The 21,146-nt window shown below is 72.2% G+C and carries 19 protein-coding genes and 1 tRNA gene; 10 read left to right on the forward strand and 10 right to left on the reverse strand.

Annotation, left to right across the window (positions count from 1 at the left end):
- Positions 1 to 665: 665 nt before the first annotated feature.
- From MXD58_RS04155 to MXD58_RS04180, 6 genes are read right to left on the reverse strand one after another with little or no spacing between them, the layout of a single operon-like run.
- Entirely contained in the window at positions 666 to 1,658 is a 993-nt protein-coding gene (locus tag MXD58_RS04155; RefSeq protein WP_248836727.1) for a homoserine kinase, read from the reverse strand.
- Positions 1,655 to 2,815: a threonine synthase gene (gene thrC / locus MXD58_RS04160; RefSeq protein ID WP_248836728.1), complete on the reverse strand. Its 1,161-nt coding sequence runs from the start codon at positions 2,813 to 2,815 to the stop codon at positions 1,655 to 1,657. The genes MXD58_RS04155 and thrC overlap by 4 nt, the downstream gene beginning before the upstream one ends.
- Positions 2,816 to 2,829: 14 nt before the next feature.
- Positions 2,830 to 4,113, reverse strand: a complete 1,284-nt coding sequence (locus MXD58_RS04165; protein ID WP_248836729.1) for a homoserine dehydrogenase — start codon at positions 4,111 to 4,113, stop codon at positions 2,830 to 2,832.
- Positions 4,110 to 5,531 (reverse strand): diaminopimelate decarboxylase, encoded by a 1,422-nt coding sequence (gene lysA, locus MXD58_RS04170; protein WP_248836730.1) that lies wholly within the window; start codon positions 5,529 to 5,531, stop codon positions 4,110 to 4,112. The genes MXD58_RS04165 and lysA overlap by 4 nt, the downstream gene beginning before the upstream one ends.
- A 25-nt stretch (positions 5,532 to 5,556) precedes the next feature.
- The gene (gene argS / locus MXD58_RS04175; RefSeq protein WP_248836731.1) at positions 5,557 to 7,215 is read right to left on the reverse strand and encodes an arginine--tRNA ligase; all 1,659 of its coding nucleotides are present in this window, start codon (positions 7,213 to 7,215) and stop codon (positions 5,557 to 5,559) included.
- A 58-nt stretch (positions 7,216 to 7,273) separates the two neighbouring features.
- Positions 7,274 to 7,660 carry a response regulator transcription factor gene (locus tag MXD58_RS04180; RefSeq protein WP_248836732.1) on the reverse strand — a complete coding sequence of 129 codons (387 nt, stop codon included), beginning with the start codon at positions 7,658 to 7,660 and terminating at the stop codon, positions 7,274 to 7,276.
- Positions 7,661 to 7,734: 74 nt separating this feature from the next.
- Here MXD58_RS04180 and MXD58_RS04185 point away from each other — a divergent pair.
- Positions 7,735 to 7,806 (forward strand) — tRNA-Arg (locus MXD58_RS04185).
- Positions 7,807 to 8,818: 1,012 nt separating this feature from the next.
- Here the strand turns inward: MXD58_RS04185 and MXD58_RS04190 are convergent.
- The 3 genes from MXD58_RS04190 to MXD58_RS04200 all read right to left on the reverse strand — a co-directional run bounded on the left by MXD58_RS04190 (position 8,819) and on the right by MXD58_RS04200 (position 11,305).
- Positions 8,819 to 9,565: a PaaI family thioesterase gene (locus MXD58_RS04190; RefSeq protein WP_248836733.1), complete on the reverse strand. Its 747-nt coding sequence runs from the start codon at positions 9,563 to 9,565 to the stop codon at positions 8,819 to 8,821.
- Positions 9,566 to 9,616: 51 nt separating this feature from the next.
- Positions 9,617 to 10,465 (reverse strand): MaoC/PaaZ C-terminal domain-containing protein, encoded by an 849-nt coding sequence (locus MXD58_RS04195; protein ID WP_248836734.1) that lies wholly within the window; start codon positions 10,463 to 10,465, stop codon positions 9,617 to 9,619.
- 603 nt (positions 10,466 to 11,068) lie between these two features.
- Positions 11,069 to 11,305, reverse strand: coding sequence for a helix-turn-helix transcriptional regulator (locus MXD58_RS04200; protein ID WP_308301895.1), 237 nt, complete (start codon positions 11,303 to 11,305; stop codon positions 11,069 to 11,071).
- Positions 11,306 to 11,536: 231 nt separating this feature from the next.
- On the opposite strand from MXD58_RS04200, the gene MXD58_RS04205 reads away from it, so the two are divergent.
- From MXD58_RS04205 to MXD58_RS04220, 4 genes are all read left to right on the forward strand, one after another.
- Positions 11,537 to 11,743, forward strand: coding sequence for a cold-shock protein (locus tag MXD58_RS04205; RefSeq protein ID WP_248818743.1), 207 nt, complete (start codon positions 11,537 to 11,539; stop codon positions 11,741 to 11,743).
- Positions 11,744 to 11,955: 212 nt separating this feature from the next.
- Entirely contained in the window at positions 11,956 to 13,047 is a 1,092-nt protein-coding gene (locus MXD58_RS04210; protein WP_248836736.1) for a ferredoxin reductase, read from the forward strand.
- An 11-nt stretch (positions 13,048 to 13,058) separates the two neighbouring features.
- Positions 13,059 to 14,180: a fatty acid desaturase family protein gene (locus MXD58_RS04215; protein WP_248836737.1), complete on the forward strand. Its 1,122-nt coding sequence runs from the start codon at positions 13,059 to 13,061 to the stop codon at positions 14,178 to 14,180.
- A 73-nt stretch (positions 14,181 to 14,253) separates the two neighbouring features.
- Positions 14,254 to 14,880, forward strand: coding sequence for a helix-turn-helix domain-containing protein (locus MXD58_RS04220; RefSeq protein WP_248836738.1), 627 nt, complete (start codon positions 14,254 to 14,256; stop codon positions 14,878 to 14,880).
- A gap of 27 nt (positions 14,881 to 14,907) precedes the next feature.
- Here the strand turns inward: MXD58_RS04220 and MXD58_RS04225 are convergent, their stop codons facing one another.
- Positions 14,908 to 16,623 carry an SAM-dependent methyltransferase gene (locus tag MXD58_RS04225; RefSeq protein ID WP_248836739.1) on the reverse strand — a complete coding sequence of 572 codons (1,716 nt, stop codon included), beginning with the start codon at positions 16,621 to 16,623 and terminating at the stop codon, positions 14,908 to 14,910.
- A gap of 328 nt (positions 16,624 to 16,951) precedes the next feature.
- Here MXD58_RS04225 and MXD58_RS04230 point away from each other — a divergent pair, with 328 nt between their 5' ends.
- From MXD58_RS04230 to MXD58_RS04250, 5 genes are all read left to right on the forward strand, one after another.
- Complete coding sequence (locus MXD58_RS04230; protein ID WP_248836740.1) at positions 16,952 to 17,758, forward strand: DUF2127 domain-containing protein; 807 nt, start codon at positions 16,952 to 16,954, stop codon at positions 17,756 to 17,758.
- Between the two features lie 307 nt (positions 17,759 to 18,065).
- A complete protein-coding gene (locus MXD58_RS04235) occupies positions 18,066 to 18,893 on the forward strand; it encodes an amidohydrolase family protein (protein ID WP_248836741.1) in 828 nt (275 codons plus the stop codon).
- A 326-nt stretch (positions 18,894 to 19,219) separates the two neighbouring features.
- Positions 19,220 to 19,741, forward strand: a complete 522-nt coding sequence (locus MXD58_RS04240) for an MSMEG_0572/Sll0783 family nitrogen starvation response protein (protein ID WP_248836742.1) — start codon at positions 19,220 to 19,222, stop codon at positions 19,739 to 19,741.
- A 2-nt stretch (positions 19,742 to 19,743) separates the two neighbouring features.
- Positions 19,744 to 20,802, forward strand: coding sequence for an MSMEG_0568 family radical SAM protein (locus MXD58_RS04245; RefSeq protein WP_248836743.1), 1,059 nt, complete (start codon positions 19,744 to 19,746; stop codon positions 20,800 to 20,802).
- Positions 20,802 to 21,146, forward strand: a 345-nt coding sequence (locus MXD58_RS04250; RefSeq protein ID WP_518477105.1) for a lysophospholipid acyltransferase family protein, incomplete at its 3' end; no start/stop codon positions are given. The genes MXD58_RS04245 and MXD58_RS04250, both read left to right, overlap by 1 nt.

Raw genomic sequence — 21,146 nt, forward strand, 5'->3', positions numbered from 1 at the left:
AAGGAATGTCCCTGATCCTGCGCGGCGGTGGCCGCGGCCGCTGAGCCGCTCCCCCGGCGGGCCGCCGCCTCCCGAGCCGGGGACCCCGGGGCGCCCCCCCCCGGGCCGGCGTCCGCCAGCCCGCCCTCGTGGGGCGTCGCGGGCGTTGCAGGCGCCGCAGACTCACGTGCGCTCGTTGGCAGCACGTTGGTGGTGTCGCTCAAGGTTTTCCTTCCCTGAAGGAACTGGCTCGACAGACGAGCCGGGCGTAGCGTCTGAAACCTTCTTCGCCTGCACACAGATGCCGGATGAAGGGGATGTACAGCACCGGAAGGGCGACAGGTTGTGCCCGTCTACGGCGCCAGCGGCCGACTGCCGCGAGCGAACTCGCCGATCCCGCCCAGGTGTGCCGGTGTGGAGCCGAGGCAACGACGACGAGGCCGTAACACCGGAGTCCCGAACCACGGTCCATCTGGCAGAGCCAGAGCGACGCAGCGGGAGCGAGCACGCGCCGCGGTGGCAGCGGGTGCAGTCACCAGACTATCCAGCGGCAGACACCTCGGCAACAACCTTGAGACGTCAGGACTTCCCGATGTGACACATCACCGCGACCAAGGGCTCACTCGACGAACCGACCGACCGTAAAATTCCCTTATGGGGCTATTGCCCGCCGACCGGCCGTGTCCTCAGTCGGTGTCGAGGCGGTCGACCCACGCGCCGCCGAGGTCGACCGTCAGCGGAACGACCGAGAATCCGGCGTCCGCCGCGCCCACCGCGGTCGCCGCCTGCTGGCCGCCGACCGCGAGCGCGAGCACGGACGGACCGGAGCCGGACAGCGTCGCCGGGATCCCCAGCTCACGCAGCCGGGCCACGAGCAGGCCCGTGGCCGGCACGGACGGCAGCCGGTAGGGCTGGTGCAGGACGTCCTCGGTGGCCCGCAGGAGCAGTTCCACCCGCCGCACCACGGCGGTGGGCTCCGTCGCGGCCAGCGTCAGCGCGAGCAGCGCCGCCCGGCCAACCGTGCGGGCGGCGTCGGCCAGCGGGACCCGCTGCGGCAGCGCCCCGCGCGACGCCTCGGTGGACTGCCGCAGCGTCGGCACGAAGACCACCGGGCGCAGCTCGTCGAACGGCGTCACCCGCAGGCTCGACGCGCCGGCCGGATCCTGCCAGGCCACGGTGAATCCGCCCGCCAGCGCGGCGGCGACGTTGTCGGGATGCCCCTCCAGATCGTTCGCGAGCCGCAGCATCCACCCGGTCCGCGCCGAGGTGTCCCCGCCCCGGGCGTCGCGCCCGGACCCGTCCTGCGCCGACCCGTCCTGCGCCGACCCGTCCTGCGCCAGCGCGGCCGCGGCGGTGATGCCGGCGACGATCGCCGCCGCGGAGGAACCGAGACCGCGCCCATGTGGGATCCGGTTGACACAGCGCAGCGCGAGACCGGGCTGCGGGCAGCCGAGCACGTCGAAAGTAGCCCGGATCGCCCGAACCACCAGATGTGTCTCGTCCTGGGCGACGGGGTCCTCGCCGACGACGTCGACGCTCAGCCCGGCCGCGGTCCGCTCCACCTCGACCTCGTCGTACAGGGCCAGGGCCAGGCCGAAGGAGTCGAAGCCGGGCCCGAGGTTCGCACTCGTCGCGGGCACCCGCACCCTGACGCGGCGGGCCGGCGCCCGCGTCGTCACGAGGTCTTCAGCCCGAGTGCCTCGGCGGCACCCGCGACGGTCGGGCGGATCGTCACCGGCTTCTTGGCACCGCTGATCGCCCACTCGGGATCCTTCAGCCCGTTGCCGGTGACCGTACAGACGATCCGCTGGCCCGCTTCGATCCGGCCGTCGGCGCGCGCCAGCAGCAGGCCGGCGACGCTGGCCGCGCTGGACGGCTCGACGAACACGCCCTCCCGGGTGGCGAGCAACCGGTAGGCGGCAAGGATCTGCCGGTCGTTGACGGCGTCGATGAGCCCGCCGGAGGAGTCACGCGCGTCAACGGCGAAGTCCCAGGAGGCCGGATTGCCGATGCGGATCGCGGTGGCGATCGTCTGCGGCGAGGTGACGATCTCGCCGCGCACGATCGGCGCGGCGCCCGCCGCCTGGAACCCGCACATCCGCGGTCGGCCCGCGCCGACGCGCTTGTCCTCCTCGAGGTATCCCCGCCAGTAGGCGGTGATGTTGCCGGCGTTGCCGACCGGCAGGCAATGGATGTCAGGCGCCCGGCCGAGGGCCTCGACGATCTCGAAGGAGGCCGTCTTCTGCCCCTCCAGGCGGTACGGGTTCACCGAGTTCACCAGCGTGACCGGCGAGGTGTCGGCGAGTTCGCGGGCGACCCGCAGGCAGTCGTCGAACGAGCCGTCGAGCTGCAGCAGCCGCGCGCCGTGGACCAGCGCCTGAGCGAGCTTGCCGAGCGCGATCTTCCCGCTGGGGACGAGCACCGCGCAGGTGATGCCGGCGCGGGCCGCGTAGGCCGCGGCCGAGGCCGAGGTGTTACCGGTGGACGCGCAGATCACCGCCTGCGAGCCAGCGCCGACGGCACGGCTGATCGCCATCGTCATGCCGCGGTCCTTGAACGAACCGGTCGGATTCGCCCCTTCGACCTTGAGATGAACCTCACAGCCGGTCAGCTCGGACAGATGCGGCGCGGGCACGAGAGGGGTGCCACCCTCACGCAGAGTGATCACCGGGGTGGTGCTGTCGACCGGCAACCGGTCCCGGTACTCCTCGATGATGCCCCGCCACGGCCGGTGCGACCGCTCGGGCGGCAGGGCCGTGGCCGTGCCTGCTCCCGCCGCGACCGGCGCCGCTGTGGCGGTCGGTCCCGACACGGTCGATCCGGACGCGGTTGTCATGGACGAAGCCGTGGTCACGGTTCACCTCCCTCGACCCGGAGCACACCGGAGACCGCCCGCACCCCGGCGAGGCCGCGAAGCTCCTCGACGGTGGCGGACAGAGCGGCGTCCGGGGCGGCATGGGTCACCAGGACAAGGCTCGCGTCATCGCCGCGGCCGTCCTGACGGACGCTCCTGATGGACACATCGTGACGCGCGAAGGCACTGGCGACCGTCGCGAGCACGCCGGTCTTGTCAGTGACATCGAGGTTCACGTGATACCTCGTCACGGTACGGCCCATCGGCAGCACAGGCAGCGCCGCGTACGACGACTCACCTGGGCCGCGCCGTCCGGCGAGCCGGTTGCGGGCCACGGCGACCACGTCGCCGAGCACCGCGGAGGCCGTCGGAGCACCGCCCGCGCCCTGGCCGTAGAACATGAGCTGGCCGGCGGCCTCGGCCTCGACGAACACGGCGTTGAACGCCTCACGCACCCCGGCCAGCGGGTGCGTGCGCGGAATCATCGCCGGGTGGACGCGGACGCTGATCCCCTCGGTGTCCGCCGAGCGCTCGGCGACGGCCAGCGCCTTCACGGTGCAGCCCAGTTCCCGGGCGCTGGCGATGTCGGCGGCGGTGACCTCACCGATGCCGACGCGGTAGACGTCGTCGATCGTCACCCGGGTGTGGAAGGCCAGCTGCGCCATGATCGCGGCCTTGGCGGCGGCGTCGAAGCCGTCGATGTCCGCCGACGGATCGGCCTCGGCGTAGCCGAGCGCGCCGGCCTCGGCGAGCGCCTCCGCGAACGACGCGCCGGTCTCGTCCATCCGGGTGAGCACGAAGTTGGTCGTGCCGTTGACGATGCCGAGCACGCGACGGACGCGGTCGCCGGCCAGGCTCTCCCGCAGTGGCCGGATCAGCGGGATCGCCCCGCCGACCGCGGCCTCGTAGTACAGGTCCGTGCCGGCGTCGGCAGCCGCGTCGTGCAGCGTCGTGCCATGCGAGGCCAGCAGCGCCTTGTTGGCGGTGACCACGGGTTTGCCGGCACGCAGGGCGGCCAGCAGCCACCCGCGGGCCGGCTCGATCCCGCCGACGACCTCGATCACCAGGTCGACGTCGTCGCGGGCGATGAGCCCGGCAGCATCGGCGGTGAACAGCGCCGGGTCGATCTCCGGGTCACGGGCCCGGCCCGGGTCGCGCACCGCGATCCCGACCAGCGCCAGGGGCTCGCCGACCCGCGCGGCGAGGTCGTCGGCGCTGGTCCGCAGCAGCCGGGCGATTTCGCTGCCGACGACTCCACAGCCGAGCAACGCGATGTTCATCGGGCCTGCGCCGAGCTGGCCGCGGCGGTGCCCGGGGCGACCGTCGGCGTCGGCTCGGCCGCCGGGTCGGTGTCGAGACGCAGCAGGTCCTCCTCGGTCTCGCGGCGGACGATCACCCGGGCAGCGCCGTCGCGCACGGCGACGACCGGCGGGCGGGCGACGTGGTTGTAGTTGCTCGCCATCGACCGGTGGTAGGCGCCGCTGGCCGGCACCGCGACGAGGTCACCGGGGCGCACGTCCACCGGCAGCGGCACGTCGTGGGCGACGACATCGCCGGACTCGCAGTGCCGGCCGACGATGGTGACCACGCCGGGGGTGGCAGCGCCGGGCCGGGACACCAGCCGCGCGGTGTACCGGGCGTCGTAGAGCGCGGTACGGATGTTGTCGCTCATGCCGCCGTCGACGCTGACGAAGGTGCGCAGGCCGGGCAGTTCCTTGACGGTGCCGACCTCGTAGAGGGTCACCGTCGTCGGGCCGGCGATCGCGCGGCCCGGTTCGACGGCGAGACGCGGTACGGCGAGCCCCGCGGCGGCGCATTCCTTGCCCACCACGGCGAGCAGCCGCTCGGCGACGTCGTCGACGTCCAGCGGGGCGTCCTCACCGGTGTAGGCGATCCCGAGGCCGCCACCGAGGTCCAGTTCGGGCAGTTCCAGGTCGTGGGTGTCGCGCACCCGGGCGAGCAGGCCGACCATGCGGTGCGCGGCCAGGCCGAAGCCCGCGGTGTCGAAGATCTGCGAGCCGATGTGCGCGTGCAGGCCGACGAGCTGCAGGCCGGGCGCGACGAGGACGCGCTCGACGGCCTCGGCGGCCGCACCGCCGGCCAGGGAGAAGCCGAACTTCTGGTCCTCCTGGCCGGTGGAGACGTAGTGGTGGGTGTGCGCCTCCACGCCCGGGGTGACCCGGATCAGCACCCGCTGGCGCACCCCCGCCTCGGCGGCGAGCGCCCCCAGCCGGTCGATCTCGGCGAAGGAGTCGACGACGATCCGCCCGACGCCGTACGCGAGCGCGGCCCGCAGCTCGGCGACGGACTTGTTGTTGCCGTGGAACAGCAGCCGCTCGGGCGGGAAGGCGACCGAGCGGGCGACGGCCAGCTCGCCGCCGGTGCAGACGTCGAGGTGCAGGCCCTCCTCGGCCACCCAGCGGGCGACCGCGCGGCACAGGAACGCCTTGCCGGCGTAGTAGACGTCACAGTCGGCGAACGAACGGCGCCAGGCCGCGCAACGGGCGCGGAAGTCGTCCTCGTCCAGGATGTACGCCGGTGTCCCGAACCGCGCGGCGAGCGTGTCGACCCGCACGCCGCCGACGCGCAACACGCCGTCGGGGTCGAGAGCGGCCGTGGCCGGCCAGAGGTTCTCCTCCAGGGCACCCGCCCCGGGCGCCGCTGAGGCTGTGGTAGCTGGGTAGTCGGTCGCGTTCATATCGCCTCTGCCTGTCATAGCGCCGTCACATCCGCTCGGGCGCGCTGACGCCGAGCAGCCCGAGCCCGTTGCCGAGCACGACGCGGGTCGCCGCGACCAGCAGCAGCCGGGCGTCGGTGAGCGGGCCGGCCTGCTCATCCCCCTGGGGGAGTACCCGGCAGGCGTCGTAGAACCGGTGGTAGATGCCGGCGAGTTCCTCGAGGTAGCGGGCGACCCGGTGCGGCCCGTGCAGGGCCGCGGCGGCCTCGACCACCCGCGGGAACTCCCCGAGGGCCCGCAGCAGCTCGACCTCGCGGGGGTGGGTGAGCAGCGCGACGTCGGCGCCGTCCGGCGCGACGGCGAGTCCGAGCGCCTCGGCGCCGCGCAGCAGCGAGCTGATCCGGGCGTGCGCGTACTGGACGTAGAACACCGGGTTGTCGCTGGTCTGGCGGGCGACCAGGTCCAGGTCCAGGTCGATCGCCGAGTCAAGGGAGGACCGCACCAGGGAGTAGCGGGCCGCGTCGACGCCCACCGCATCGACGAGGTCGTGCAGGGTCACGAACGTCCCCGCCCGCTTGGACATCTTCACCGGCACGCCGCCCCGGGTGAGCGAGACCAGCTGCCCGATGATGACGTCCAGGCTGGTCTCGGGGTCGTCGCCGTAACAGGCGGCGATGGCCTTCAGCCGGGCGATGTAGCCGTGATGGTCCGCGCCGAGCAGGTAGACGAGCTGGTCGAAACCACGGCCCCGCTTGTCCCGGTAGTAGGCGGCGTCGGCGCAGAAATAGGTGGTCTGGCCGTCGCTCTTGACCAGCACCCGGTCCTTGTCGTCGCCGAAGTCGGTGGTGCGCAGCCACACCGCGCCGTCGGAGTCGAACACGTGCCCCTGCGCCCGCAGGTCGTCGACGGCGGCCGTGAGCGCGCCCGTGTCATGCAGCTCCTGCTCCGACGCCCAGCGGTCGAAGTGGACCCCGAAGCCCTCCAGCGTGGAGCGGATCTCGGTGAGCATCAGCGCCAGACCCGTCTGGGCCGCCAGGGTGAGCGCCTCGTCGGCCGGCAGGTCCAGCAGGTCCGGCCGGTCGGCCAGCACCGAGGCGGCGATCTCCGCGACGTAGGCGCCGTGGTAGCCCTCCGCCGGGATCTCCCCGCCCGCCGCCGCGGCCAGCACGGACGCACCGAACCGGGTGATCTGCACGCCGGCGTCGTTGACGTAGTACTCGGCGCCGACGGAGAACCCGGCCGCCGTGAGGATCCGGGCCATCGCGTCGCCGACCGCGGCCCAGCGCGCGGAGGCGAGCGTCACCGGGCCGGTCGGGTTCGCGCTGACGAACTCGAGGTTGACCCGCACGTCCCGCGCCTTGGCCGCGTGCCCGTAGCTGGCCCCCGCCCGCAGCACGCCGCGGGCGATCTCACCGAGCGCGGAGCCGGCGAGGGTGAGGTTCAGGAAGCCGGGGCCGGCGATGTCGACGCGGACGATGCCGTTCTCGGCGGCGAGGCGACCGGCGAGTACCTCGGCGACAGCGCGCGGCGGGCGGCGGGCCGCCTTCGCGAGCTGGAGTGCCACCGGAGTCGCGTAGTCCCCGTGCTTGGGGTTCTTCGGGCGCTCCACCGTGACGGCACTCGGCACGGTCACGTCTAGGTCGCCGTCAGCGACCGCGCGACCGATGGCCGCGATGATGACATCGGCGAGATCGGCGGGGGTCATGTCGCGATGCTATCGGCGCGGCAGCACACCGGGGCCGGCCGCCGACCCACCGCGCCCGTCAGACCGGCTGGCCCGCCGCCAGCCTCTGCACCACGGTGATCAGTTCGTCCGGGTCGAACGGCTTGGTCAGGTAGTAGTCGACGCCGATCCGCGAGCCGCGCCGGACGTCGGCCTCCTGCGCACGGGCGGTCAGCATGATCAGCTTGATGTTGGCGGTCACGGGATCCTCACGAAGGTGAGCGGCCACGTCCCAGCCATCCATCCTCGGCATCATGATGTCGAGCGTGATCACCTGCGGGTTCACCTCCCGCACCATCTCCAGGGCGTCGACACCGTCGACCGCCGTGTGGACCTCGAATCCTTCCAACTCGAGGTTCACGACCACAAGCTGACGGATCACCGCGTCGTCGTCGACTACCAGGATCCGGGGGGCAGCGGGGTACACACCGGCAGCTTACGGCCGACCCGGTCGCACGATCCGCTGTTCCCTCCTGGTAACGTAAGTCGCGTCAGCCCCGAGCCCCCGTAGCTCAGGGGATAGAGCACCGCCCTCCGGAGGCGGTGGCGCAGGTTCGAATCCTGCCGGGGGCACGCGACTTTGGGGTGGTGTGTGCCGGCTTCGCGGCACCATTTGCGTCTTGTAGTGCTGGCCGGGGGGTGACCCCCCGGGACCCCCCTGCGGCGGGCGGGGGCGGGGGTTAGGGCTTCTCCCCTTTTGGGGTTGGTGTTGGGGTGTGGTCTTCGCTTCGCTTCGGGGTGTGGCTTCGCTCGTGCAGGTCAGCAACGGCGCCCGGTCGAACGTGACGTTGGAGCGCCGGTAGGGCTTCCAGAAGTGTGAGGCTGTCGGGGCCAGGATGGTCCGGTTCGGACTCCTCTGTCATGTCAAGGTCCTCGATTCTTGCCAGCGCGGCGGAGCGTTCCGCCGCGTCGAGGTCGTAGTAGCTGCGTCGAAGTCCCTGGGTGAACGGGTCAGCCGGGTCTCCCTCCTGCGCCTGTCGCAGGATGTTGTCCTGCCTGCGCGCGAGGTCATCGAGCCTGCGTTGGAGTCTGTTTCTCTCGGCGGCCCGTTCCTGGGCGGCCCGGTCCTGGGCGGCCCGGTCGTCGTAGGTCGCCAGCTCGGCGGTCAGAGGAGCGACCCGGCTGCGGCCGAACTCCCGCTCGGTGTAGAAGGTCGCGATCGCGCCGAGCAGGACGTCCTCGCGAACTCGGACCGTTCTGGGATGTTCGGCCAGTTTGTCCTCGCGCCCTCGGTTGTTCGCCTTCGGCTAGCAAAGGCAGTAAACGGGGTTCCCGGGTCGACGGAGACTGCCGGACATACGCCGCCCGTAGGCACAGAGGGTCATGCCCCGGACGACATAGGTCCGCAGTGCGCAGTGTCCTGGAAACCACAGGACGGAAGCGGGCCCGGGAGCGTCCCCGAAACCCACCCCTTCGCAACCTCAACGTGGGATCACAAAATGATCAATGCTTGGCGCACGCCTCGACCGCGGCACCCACCCGGATGGGGACGCCTCCGCCTCACGATCAGCTGAAGCTGGCTGATCTGCTCCCTCATCGAGAGGGTCATCGGGCGGGGCGCGGTCAGGCAGGTTTCGGGGCCGCCTCAGATCGGGCGGAGGGTGGCCACGGCACCCAGTTTCCGGGCCCCCTCGTCGGTCAGGCGGACCAGGCAGGTTTCACCATGGCGCTCGGCCACCGCCCGGGCCGGGCCGACGGTGAACGGGCGCAGGTAGCGGATAACCATCGCCTGGTGGAACCTCGGCTCGTCGAACAGGGAGAACGCGGCTTCCTCGGCGACGAGCGCCACCAGCCCGCCCTGGATCGCCCCGGCCGCGTTCGTCCCGCCGCTCTGATGGGCGACCTCGGCCGTACCCGGCACCCCCACGACGCACCCGACCCGCTCGGCGAACGGCACCGGCAGGCGGCCCTTCGACTCCGGTATCCCCGGCAGGTAGCCATCGGGGAAGACGTGCCGGGGATCCGGGGACAGCATGAACGTCGTGTGAACAACGGCGAGGAGGCTCCCCCCGGCCCGGCGCACCCGCGTCTCGCAGACCAGGACGGAGCGGCCGCGCTTGAGCACCGTGCCCTCGAGGCTGATCTCGTCCCCGGGCTCCGCCGGCTCGACGACCTCCACCTGCAGATCCAGGGTGATCGGGATCCGCGGGCCCATGAGGACCACGGCGAGCGAGCCGGTCAGCAGGTCAGCCCACGTCGCCAGGATGGAGGTGCGCAGGGCCGAACCACCCGGCCCGCACATCTCGGGGACGACCTCAGCCCGCCCGAAGGCGGCCTCCTCGCCCAGTTCCCCGCTCAGGCCGAGTTCCAGGATCGGGCTGGTGTTGGTCACGGTCACTCCTCGCAGGTGATCGATGGCGACGCGGCGGGGACCGGACGCGGCTCAGCGCAGTTCGGCCCGGCCGTGGGTGATGACGGGCGTGCCGCCGCTGTCGGCCTCGAAGGCGTAGCCGAGCGGGCCCGCGTCGTAGTAGCGCACCCGCAGCCGTTCACCGAGAAAGGTGGGCGTGGCGAAGCGGACCGCGATCCGGCGGACCCGCGCCGGGTCCCCTCCCGCGACCCGCTCGACGACCCCCTGGGCACACAGCGCCATCGTGCACAGGCCGTGCAGGAACACCCGGTCGAAACCGCTGCGCCGCGCGGCGTCGGCGTCGAAGTGGTGCGCCGAGTGGTCACCCGAGACCTCGGCATAGCGCGCCGCCATCCCCTCGTCGACCTCGGCCTCCCAGGTCGCGACCGGACGCTCCCGCGCCGCGGCCGGGAAAGTGTGCTCGGCCGGCGGCTCGCCCGCCCGGGCGCAGGTAGTGCCGAGGAAGACGGTGGTCCACCACTGCTCGGCAACCAGCGCATCAGCCGCGTCCCGGATGGTGTGACGTAAAGTGACGAGACTGTTGCGTCCGGCCGGCCGAGCGCTCTGGCCTTCGACCCAGATACGAAGCGGCTCACCGGGCCGGATCGGACGGTGCAGGACGATGTCATGCTCGCCATGCACGCCGCCGGTGGCGGCCTGACTCACCTCGGCCGGCACGGCCGCCCTCAGGCCCGCGTTCTGCGCCGCCCAGATCTGGGTCACGAGGGCGACCGGCGGTGCCACCTCGCCCAGCCGGACCCGGGGCGACGGGTCCGCCGTCGCCTCGGCGTAGCGACGCAGCAGGTCCGGGTCCAGGGCGCCGGCGAACGGGCCCAGCGGGGATCCGAGCAGCACCGCGGGCGCCGACATCAGCTCAGCCATCCCAGCCCACGCGGGAAGGTCTGGGTGCAGCACACCCGGAGGCTCATCCGCGCGGGGTCGGCCGTACAGAGAATCAATACCGTCTCCATGGCTGCCACCACGCTCCTCGTCCGGCCGCGACCCGGGGCCCGGCTCAGGCGTTGCCGCGGGGCCGCGAGTCCGCGGAAATTGAAACCGACATCAAATTAGATTACGACGGCGCCCGACGGTCAACAACTGCCCGGCGACCGCTCCCGGGCGTCCTCGAGTTCCAGGCGTCCTCGAGCTGAGCGGGTCGCCCTGGCCCCCGGCGTCTCCCCGCTCCCGGGCGGCGACATCCACGGCCGCTGCACCGAGATAAAACGAGACATCATCACCCGCCGACCGCTCGGTCTCGGGAGGGAAACGCCCAGGACGTCAACACCAGCGGCCGCGACGGAGTCCACCTACCGCTGCACGGCATTGGGACGTGTGGCTGTTGGACAACCGCGATCTGGAGACCCGTGCCACGATCGCGGCGCACCTGGAGCGCGGATCACTGGCACCCATGCGATGCGGAGTCCGCGAGATTCCCCGGGCCGATCACTGCCGCCACGGCGTCAGGAGGCGGCATGGTCGCGACAGTCAGTGACCGCCCCTGCCGTCGAGGAGCCACGCCTCGACGTCGCCGGCCCGCCAGCGGTCGAAGTACGGCGCGGACTCGACCGGCTGAGGAAAATCATCGCGAGAACACAGGCGGCGGGCCCGCTCGACCGAGATCGTCAGGCGGCTGGCGACGTCCGCGGTGGTCCACAGATCATCTTCCGCCATGTCCTCATCGTACGGGAACGGCGGGGTCATGCCCAGGCCGTCGACGTTCACGAACTCCGCCCGGGGAGCGTCGACATCCCAACGCGGCCAGCGGAAACGCCGTCGACGCCACGCTCCCGCCACATGGCCGTGACCCAGGGTGTACCGTGGACACGTTGCTCTTCTCCTTGGTGCCGCCGGTCACCACACAGGATGGCATCACGATGATCGCCGACGGCGAGAATCGGCGCAAAGCCGGAACACCACGCGGGTGTGCCGCAGCATGGGGAACGAGGAAAGAACGTGTCCGAAGGTACTGTGAAGTGGTTCAACGCCGAAAAGGGCTTCGGCTTCATCTCGGTTGATGGCGGAGGACCCGACGTCTTCGCCCACTTTTCCTCGATTGTGGGAGACGGCTACAAGTCCCTCGAAGAGGGCCAGCGCGTCTCCTTCACGATTGAGCAGGGGCAGAAGGGCCCGCAAGCCGCTCAGGTACAGCCTCTGATCTAACCCGACTGACTGCGGCCAACTCGTCCGGCAGCGGGCAAGAAGCCTTCTTCCGTACAAGTCGCACCAGGTCGCTTCCGACCTGACAGCGGCGGGGTGGCAACCGGCCCACCCCCCCGTCGTCGGTCGCTCTGCAGAATTCCGCGAGGAGACTCCGGCGTCCTGCGACCCTTCGTGCACCAGGCTTCTCGACCAGCGACAGGAGAGAAGACCGGATGCTGGGTATCAGGCCACTGCTCGCGTCCGCCGCGGCAACCCTGACAAGCCCGCTCACTCCCGATGACTACCGCGCGGCACTCAACCCGCTGTGGTCACGGAATCAACCTTCCGGCCGCGTCACGGCCGTTGTCCCGGAGACGGCTGACGCCGCGACCGTTCTGATCCGTCCCGGCCTCGGCTGGCGCCAGGTCACCGCGGGACAGCACATCGCGGGACAGCACATCGACACCGGGTTCCGCATCAACGGGGTGTGGCACTCGCGGACGTTCTCGCTGTCCTCCCCTCCCGGCCGCTCCGACGGCCTCCTCTCGATCACGGTCAAGGCCAGCGCCGACGGACTCGTGTCCCGCCACATCGTGCACGCGCTGCGCGCGGGCGACACGGTCCGGCTCGGACAGCCCACGGGGACGTTCGTTCTTCCGGCCGAGGTTCCCGCCCGCCTGCTCTTCGTGACCGCCGGCAGCGGAATCACCCCGGTGATGGCGATGCTGCGCCACCTCGCCGCCGGCCAGCGCATGCCTGACGTCGTCCTCGCGCATTCGGCGCCGGGCCCGTCCCACGTCATCTTCGGGCCGGAGCTGCGCCGCCTGGCCGCCCGCTTCCCGACCCTGCGCCTGCATGAGCAGCACACCCGTCCGGCCGGTGGGAACCCGGCGCGCCTGACGATGGCCGCGCTGTCCGCCCTGTGCCCCGACCTCCCCGAGCGGATGGCCTGGGTCTGCGGACCCGCCGCGCTGGTCGACGAGGCCGAGTCGCACTGGCGGGAAGCCGGCATCGGCGCGCGGCTGCGCACCGAGCGTTTCCACCCGAACCTGCGTACCGGCAACGGACAGGGCGGGCGGGTGCGCTTCGCCCGTAGCGGGCGGGAGACCACCGCGTCGGCGGACACCCCGTTGCTGACCGTGGGCGAAAGATCGGGCATGCTCATGCCCAGCGGCTGCCGGATGGGCATCTGCCACCGCTGCCTCGTCCCCCTGACCGAAGGTCGGGTTCGCGACCTACGCACCGGCGTGGAGCACGGCACCGCCGGCGAACTCATCCAGACCTGCGTGTCCGCCGCCGCCGGCGACGTAGAAATCGATCTTTGAGGATTAGGCCGATGGCAGCAACGACGCACCTCAGCCCCCAGGACATCGAGGACCTCGGCCGCGAACTCGACCTCATCCGCGCCGAGGTTCTCGCCAGCAGGGGAGAGCAGGACGCCCAGTACATCCGGCGGGTGATCGCGCTGCAGCGCGGCCTGGAGATCGGCGGGCGGGCGGTGATGTTCGCCGCCGCCCTGCCACCGGCCTGGCTCGCCGGCACGGCGATGCTCTCCCTCGCCAAGATCCTCGAGAACATGGAGATCGGCCACAACGTCCTGCACGGCCAGTGGGACTGGATGCGCGACCCACGCATCCACTCCACCACCTGGGAATGGGATTCCGCGTCCCCCGCCGACGGGTGGAAGTACACGCACAACTACGTACACCACACGTACACGAACGTTCTGGGCCGGGACCGCGACCTTGGCTACAGCATTCTTCGGGTAAGCCCCGAGCAGCCGTGGAACCCGGTGTACCTGGCCCAACCGCTGTACAATCTCGTGCTCGCGGCCCTGTTCGAATGGGGCATCGCGATCTACGACGTCGAGATCGAACGGGTCTTCCGCGGCGAGAAGTCCTGGGACGAGGCTCGCGGCCAGCTCCGGGACATGCTCAAGAAGATCCTCCGCCAGGGCCTGAAGGACTATATGGTTTTTCCGGCGCTCGCCGGCCCCGCCTTCCTTCCAGTCCTGCTCGGTAACCTCACGGCCAACGTGGTCCGCAACATCTGGGCGCACACCATCATCGTCTGCGGCCATTTCCCCGAGGCCACGAAAACCTTCACCGCGGCGGACATCGACGGCGAGAGCCGGGGCGACTGGTATGTGCGGCAGCTTCTTGGCTCGGCCAACCTCAGTGGCCCGCCGGCGCTTCATCTCCTCAGCGGCAACCTGAGCCACCAGATAGAACACCACCTTTTTCCCGACCTGCCCAGCAACCGGTACGCGCAGGTCGCGCCGCGCGTGCGCGCCCTGTGCGAGCGATTCGGCCTTCCTTACGCGACCGGGTCGCTGCCGCGACAGACGGTGAGTGTCTGGAAGCGCATCCTGCGCCTGGCCCTGCCCGGCCCCGCCGCGACGAGGGCCCCGGCGCCGACGACGGGCACCTCGCCCGAGCCGGTCGCCCGCGCCGCCTGAAGGATCGAGACCGGTGCCCGGCCAGCACGGCGGTCCGTGCGGGAGCGGCCGACCGCCGACGTAGGTTGATGCGATGACGGCGGGCGCTTCCCGGGACGACGAGCTGGACCGGACCCTCGCCGCCGTCGGCCCGCGGCTGCGCCGGCTGCGCCGGGAGCGTGAGACGACTCTCGCCGAACTCTCCGCCAGCACTGGTATCTCGGTGAGCACCCTGTCGCGGCTCGAGTCGGGTCAGCGCCGGGCGACGCTGGAACTCCTGCTTCCCCTGGCCCGGGCCTACCGGGTGCCGCTCGACGAGCTCGTCGACGCACCACCGACCGGCGACCCCCGTGTGCACGGCAAACCCATCCGCCTCGGCGGCATGACCGTCGTGCCGCTGTCCCACCGCCCCGGCGGCATCCAGACCTTCAAGCACATCATCGCCGCGGGACCGCGGCTGGACGCCCCCGATCCGCGCAGCCACGAAGGCTACGAATGGCTGTTCGTTCTCAGTGGCCGGCTGCGGATCGTCCTCGCGGGCAACGACCTCGTGCTCTCCGTCGGCGAGGCCGCCGAGTTCGACACCCGCGTCCCGCACTGGTTCGGCGGCGCCGACGAGAACGCCGTCGAGTTCCTCAGCATCTTCGGCCCCCAGGGCCAGCGCCTGCACCTGCGGGCCCGCCCCCGCGGCGCCGGCCGGTCAGCCCCGGACGCCTCCTGACCGGCCACCCCCGCCCCGCGGCGGCGCCTACCCGGCGATGGGAGTTCGCCGCAGCCTGAGGACGGTGTCCGGCCTGGAACCCGCCGTCGCGTCCGGTGCGGTGAGCGCGACGGTCCGGCGCTCGGCCCGTTCGACCGTCCAGCCCCGCAGGTCCAGCGCGGCGAGCACGGCATCGGTGCTCGGGAAGTCCACCTGCGCCTCGGGCGCCCAGGACGGGCCGCCGGCGTGCCCGAGGATGAGCAGGGTGCCGCCGGGCGCGACCGCGGCCGCCGCGCGGCGCAGGACCTGCTCACGTTCGAACGCGACGGGTGAGTGCAGGTAGGAGACGGCAACGAGGTCCCAGGTGCCCGCCGGAAAATCCGTCTCGAGATCGTGACAGGCCCAACGCACATGATCGGCCACCCCGGCGGCTTCGGCGGCCCGTGCCGCCCGGGCCAGCGCGGCGGGGGCGATGTCCACGCCGACGACTCGCAGGCCACGCTGGGCCAGCCAGATCGCGTCCGCCCCGGTGCCGCAGCCCACGTCCACGGCGGTGCCGGCGCCGTCGAGGGGATGCTCGGTGAGCTCGCGGACGAGCAGCTGGTTGGGGCGGCCCGTCCAGGGCTGCTTCTCGCCGTAGAACCCCGCCCAGAACTCGGCGGCGCTGCCGGGCCCCGTGTGGTCGTGGTCGTGGTCGTGGTCGTGGTCGTGGTCGTGGCCGGCGTGGTGCTCGTCCGCCTGGTTGGCCGGGGTGTTGCTCGGCCGCGCCGTCGCGGCCATGGTCTCGAGGGCCTGCTGGGTTCGCGCCATGACCAGGTCCGCGTTGATCTGGGCGCCGGCCCAGGCGCCCGCGGCCGCCGCCCCGCCGACCTGGGCGCCGAGGTCATTCACGTTGCCCGCGACCCACACCCCGGGCATCGTCGTACGACCGGCGGGATCGCCAGGGATGTGCGCGCCGAGCCCGCTGGGATGCTCCTGCGGGACCAGCCCGAGATCGCCGAGGAAGCCGGCGTGCGCCTCCATCCGCGAGCCGACCGCCAGCGCCGCGCGGGGCACCATCCGCCCGTCGGACATCCGCACCCCCGTCAGCCGGTCGTCGGTGACCGCCAGCTCGGCGACCGGGCCGTCGACCACGGGCACGCCGGCGGCGGCGAGCTGCCGCGCCTGCTCGGCCGTCGGCGCGCACTGGTGGGAGAAATAGGTGACGTCGTCGCTCAGCTGCCGGAACAGCAGCGCCTGGTGCACCGACATCGGCCCGGTCGCGAGCACGCCGATCGCCTGGTCGCGAACCTCGTAGCCGTGGCAGTAGGGGCAGTGCACCACGTCGCGTCCCCAGCGCTCGCGCAGTCCCGGCACGTCGGGCAGGACGTCGGCGAGCCCGGTCGTCACCAGCACCCGCCGGGCACGCACCGACCGGCCGTCCTCAAGCGTGACCGTGAACCGGTCCTGGACGCCGGACACGCCCACCACCTCGGCGTCGCGCACCTCGCCGCCGTAGCGGCGGACCTCCGCGCGGCCGCGGGCCAGCAGCGTCGCCGGCGCGACGCCGTCGTGCCCGAGCAGGCCGTGGATCCCCTCGGCCGCCGCGTTGCGCGGGACGCCGGCGTCCAGCACCAGCACCGAGCGCCGGGACCGGGCCAACATCAGGGCCCCGCTGAGCCCCGCCGGGCCGCCGCCCACGACGACGACCTCGTAGTCATCCCGCACGCCGCCGTTGCTGTCCGAGCCGTTGCGCGCCGAGTCGCTCATATCCGAGTCGTTCATGTCCGACCACCTCCGCAGCGCAGCGTCCGCCACGGTGAATGAAAATGGCAAACTTCATTGCCGTTACGGCAATGAAGCGACGAGGGCGCCTTCGGGTCATGGTCGGCATGCTCGCTGCGGCACCCCGCTCGCCTCGGGCGGCCTTGGCGGCCTCGGCGGGATGGGCGGCCTCGGCGGGATGGGCGGCCTCGGCGGGATGGGCGGCCTCGGCGGGATGGGCGGCCTCCTCCGCCGTGATGTCGGGGAACTGTCAGGGCCGCCCCGCCGGCCACCGGCGGCTGGGAGACTCGGCGGATCCGGCAGAACGCGGCGGAGCGGGTGGGAGGGGATGCGGGTGGACTGGGAACTGCGGGCCTGTTCGCGCAAGGGCCACGCCACCTACCGGCCGGACGAGGCGGACCTGGCCGCGCGGCTCACCGCGGCGACGCCGGCCGGGCCGAGCTGGCGGTGCCTGCGCTGCGGGGACTTCGTCCCTGGTGAGCCGCGGCAGTCCGGTCCCGCGCAGGAAGCACCGACGCTGCTGCGGGGCCGGGCGCTGCGCGACGCCACCGTGCTGCGGCTGCTCGCGCTGGAAAGGCTGATCCGGGCGTTGCTGATGGTGCTGGTCGCCTACGCGATCCTGCGCTTTCGCCGGTCCGAGGACCAGGTGCAGCGGCTGTTCGACCGGGCGGTGCCGGCCGCGCGGCCCCTCGCCGACGTGCTGCATCTCGACCTCGACCACTCCCCCACCATCGAGCACCTGCGTCACCTGGTGCACACCCAGCCCAGGACGCTGCTGCTGGTGGCGCTGCTGCTGTTCGGGTACGCGGCGGTGCAGATCGTCGAAGCGGTCGGGCTGTGGCTGCTCAAGCGGTGGGGTGAGTACTTCGCCGTCGTGGCGACCTCGGCGTTCCTGCCATTGGAGGTCTACGAGCTGACGGAGCGGATCACGTTCCTGCGGATCGGGGCGCTGATCATCAACGTGGCCGCGGTGGCGTACCTGATCGTCAGCAAGCGGCTGTTCGGGGTCCGCGGTGGGGCGGCGGCCTTCGAGGCCGAGCGGCACGCCGAGTCCCTGCTCGAGGTCGAGCAGGCCGCCGATCTCGAGGGCAGGCGCGCTACCAGCACCGATGCCGCCCAACCAGCAGACCACTGACCACATCGGCGGCGACCGTCGCCTAGCTCGACCGGGTTGATCCGGGGCCCCATCGTGCCCCGCGGCGGTGTTGTTTCCCCAGATCGCGTCGACAAATTGCGGTCACATCAACACGATGGCTATGAGCGGGGGCGATATCGCCCCTCGTCCGGCAGACTGGATGCGATCACCGCAACGGGGCGAGGAGGTTCCTGGGCAGGAATTTCGTCGAAGACCCCGATCGCCTGCGGGGGAGGCGGCCGCGCATGACACACGAACTTGTTCCGAAGGCCATCAATCCGAAATTCTCAAACTTTGTACTCATTACATGACGTTCGCCGGACTCGCTGACGCGCACCGACACCTTGGTGTGCTGCCGGCCTACCCGTTCTACGGAGGTCCGGCCGTGAACCCGGACGTCAACGCCCGGGCGACGGTCGCGCAGCTCGTCGCCGACCTCGACCGCGAGGGCACCACGCGCGCCCTGGTCATCCCGAACTACGGGGTGCCCGATGTCGCCCGGACCTTCGAGCTCAACGACCTGGTGCTGGAGGCGGCGGCGCACGATGACCGCATCCGCGCCGGCCTGTTCGTCTCCCCGCGCCCGCAGGACGCCGAGCTCACCGCCCGCGCCCTGGCGCTGGCGGGCGAACCGGGCGTGCGGGCGCTGAAGACGACGTTCCTGCTCGGCGGCAGCGTCGAGGACGCCGACTGCCTCGCCCAGCTGGAGCAGATCTTCGCCACGGCGGTGGAACGCGACCTGATCGTGCACATCCACACCTCGCCCGGCGCCGCGAGCGACATCGACCAGGTCGGGAAGCTGGTCGAGCGCTTCGGCGACCAGGCGAAGATCCACCTGGTGCACTTCGGTGGCGGGATGAGCGGGCACATCAAGCTGGCCGGCGGCCGGTTCTTCGACTGGGTCGCCGCCGGCAAGCGCGTCTACACCGACCTGAGCTGGTCGATCGGCTTCGCGCCGCGCTGGCTCGCCGCCGAGATCGACCGCCGTGGCCTCGGCCACGACCGGCTGCTGTTCGCCTCCGACGAGCCCTGGGGCGACCACGCCGGGGAGTACGCCCGCCTCGCCGCGGCGGTGGGTGACGGCGAGCTCGCCCGGCATGTCTTCGGCGCGAACTTCGCCGCCCTCTACGACTGACCCCCACCCCACCCCCACGAGCCGCGGGGGGGGGGGGGGGGGGGGGCCCCCCCCCCCCGCCCCCCCCCCCCCCCCCCCCCCCCCCCCCCCACCCCCCCCCCCCCCCCCCCCCCGCGGCGGGGGGGGGGGGGGGGGGGGGGGGGGGGGGGGGGGGGGGGGGCCCCCCGCCGGGGGGGGGGGGGGGGGCGGCCGGCCCCCCCGCCCCCACGATCCGCACCCCGCCGTCTCCACCGTCCCCCAAATCCGCACCATCACCCCGGTCAGGGTCAACTCGGCCGTGGCACCGTCGCCGAGCGGCACCCACCCGACACCACGAGGAGAACACGATGTCCCTGGACGAAACGATCAGCGAGAACATCGCCAGGAGCCTGGCCGAGATCCCGCACCCCTCCCTGCCCAAGGGCAGCAACCTCTACGGCAGCACCAAGATCTTCCCGGACTACCAGGCCGAGGACGGCGAGTGCTACTTCACCCTCGTCCACGGCATCGCGCACGAGTCCTCGGTGAGCTTCGTCGCCGTACTCCAGGCGACCCGGGCGCTGCGCAAGGGTTTCGAGTCGGCGATCTACTTCTACGGCCCCGGAGCGATCAACTGCGTCGCGAACCGCGGCTTCCCCACCACCGGTGACGCCGCGTTCCCCGGCGAGACCAACATGAACCTCTCCCTGGAGACCTTCATCAAGGAGGGCGGCACGGTCTACTGCTGCCGCTTCGGCCTCGCGCTGCACGGCGCCCGCGAGGAGGACCTCATCGCCGGGGTCATCCCCGCACACCCGCTCGACGTGCAGGACGCGGTGATCCACTACGCCCGCAAGGGTGCCATCATCAACTCCACCTACATGGTGTAACGGTGGCGAGCACCGCGCTGAGAAGTGAACTCGCGGTCTGCGGCGTGGCCCTCGACGCACCTGTCCAGCGCCACGGTGGCGCGGGCCCCTCCGATGACGGCCACGTCCTGCTCGGCGGCGCCGGTGCCGCCCTGCCGATCGTCCCGACCAGTCCCTACCAGGTGCGCGACGGCCGGCTGCTGCTCGACGGGGCCGACCTCGGCCTCGCCGTCGAGCCGGTCCGCCGGCCCGCCTTCTACGACCTGACCACGGCCGACGGCGTTCCCTACCACCAGATCGCCCGTCTGCACGGCGCGGACGTACTGGCCACGACCGTCGTGCAGACCTGTGTGCGGTACCGGGCGCAGGAGCGCTGCCGGTTCTGCGCGATCGAGGAGTCGTTGCGCCGGGGCTCGACCACCGCGGTGAAAACGCCGCAGCAACTCGCGGAGGTCGCCGAGGCCGCGGTGCGCCTCGACGGTGTCCGCCAGCTCGTGATGACCACCGGCACGACCGCCGGGCCCGATCGCGGCGCCCGGCACCTGGCCCGCTGCACGCGGGCGGTCCTCGCGGCCGTGCCGGGCCTCGCGGTGCAGGTGCAGTGCGAGCCGCCGGGTGACCTCGCGACGATCACCGAGCTGCGCGCGGCGGGCGCGGCGAGCATCGGCATCCACGTCGAGTCGCTCGACGACGCGGCGCGCCGGCGCTGGATGCCGGGCAAAGGCTCGGTGCCCCTCGCCGAGTACCGGGCCGCCTGGCGCGAGGCGGTGCGGGTCTTCGGCCGCAACCAGGTCTCCACCTATCTGATCATCGGGCTCGGCGAGGATCCCGACGAGCTGGTCGCCGGTGCCGCCGAACTCGTCGAGATGGGCGTGTACCCGTTCGTCGTGCCGCTGCGGACGATCGCGGGCACGCTCGCGACCGACGTTGACGGCGCGTCGCCGCCGCCCGCCGCGGTCGTCACCGACGTGACGACCCGGGTCGCGGCGTTGCTGCGCGCCGCCGGGATGCACGGCTCGCAGCAGCGCGCCGGCTGCGCCGCCTGCGGGGCCTGCAGCGCGCTGTCCTCGGCGGGTGCCTGATGGAACTCGGCAACGTCCTGCTCGGCGCACCGGCGCTGGGCGCCGCCCGGCCGGCGTGGACGATCGAGGTGGCGGCCGGCGAGGCGGACCTGCGGGCCTACCGGCGGCTGCGCCATGAGGTGTTCGTCACCGAACAGGGCCTGTTCACCGGCACCGACCGCGATGACGCCGACGACGACGAACGCACCGTCGTCCTCGTCGCCCGCGCGACCGGCGGGACACTGCTCGGCGGCGTCCGGCTGCATCCCGCCACCGCGGTCGACCTCGGCTGGTGGTGGGGCGGACGGCTCGCCGTCGCCCGCGCCGCCCGCGGCGGCGGTACGGGCATCGGCCCGGCGCTGGTC

The organism is Frankia sp. AgKG'84/4 (assembly GCF_023242965.2).
Taxonomy (GTDB): domain Bacteria; phylum Actinomycetota; class Actinomycetes; order Frankiales; family Frankiaceae; genus Frankia.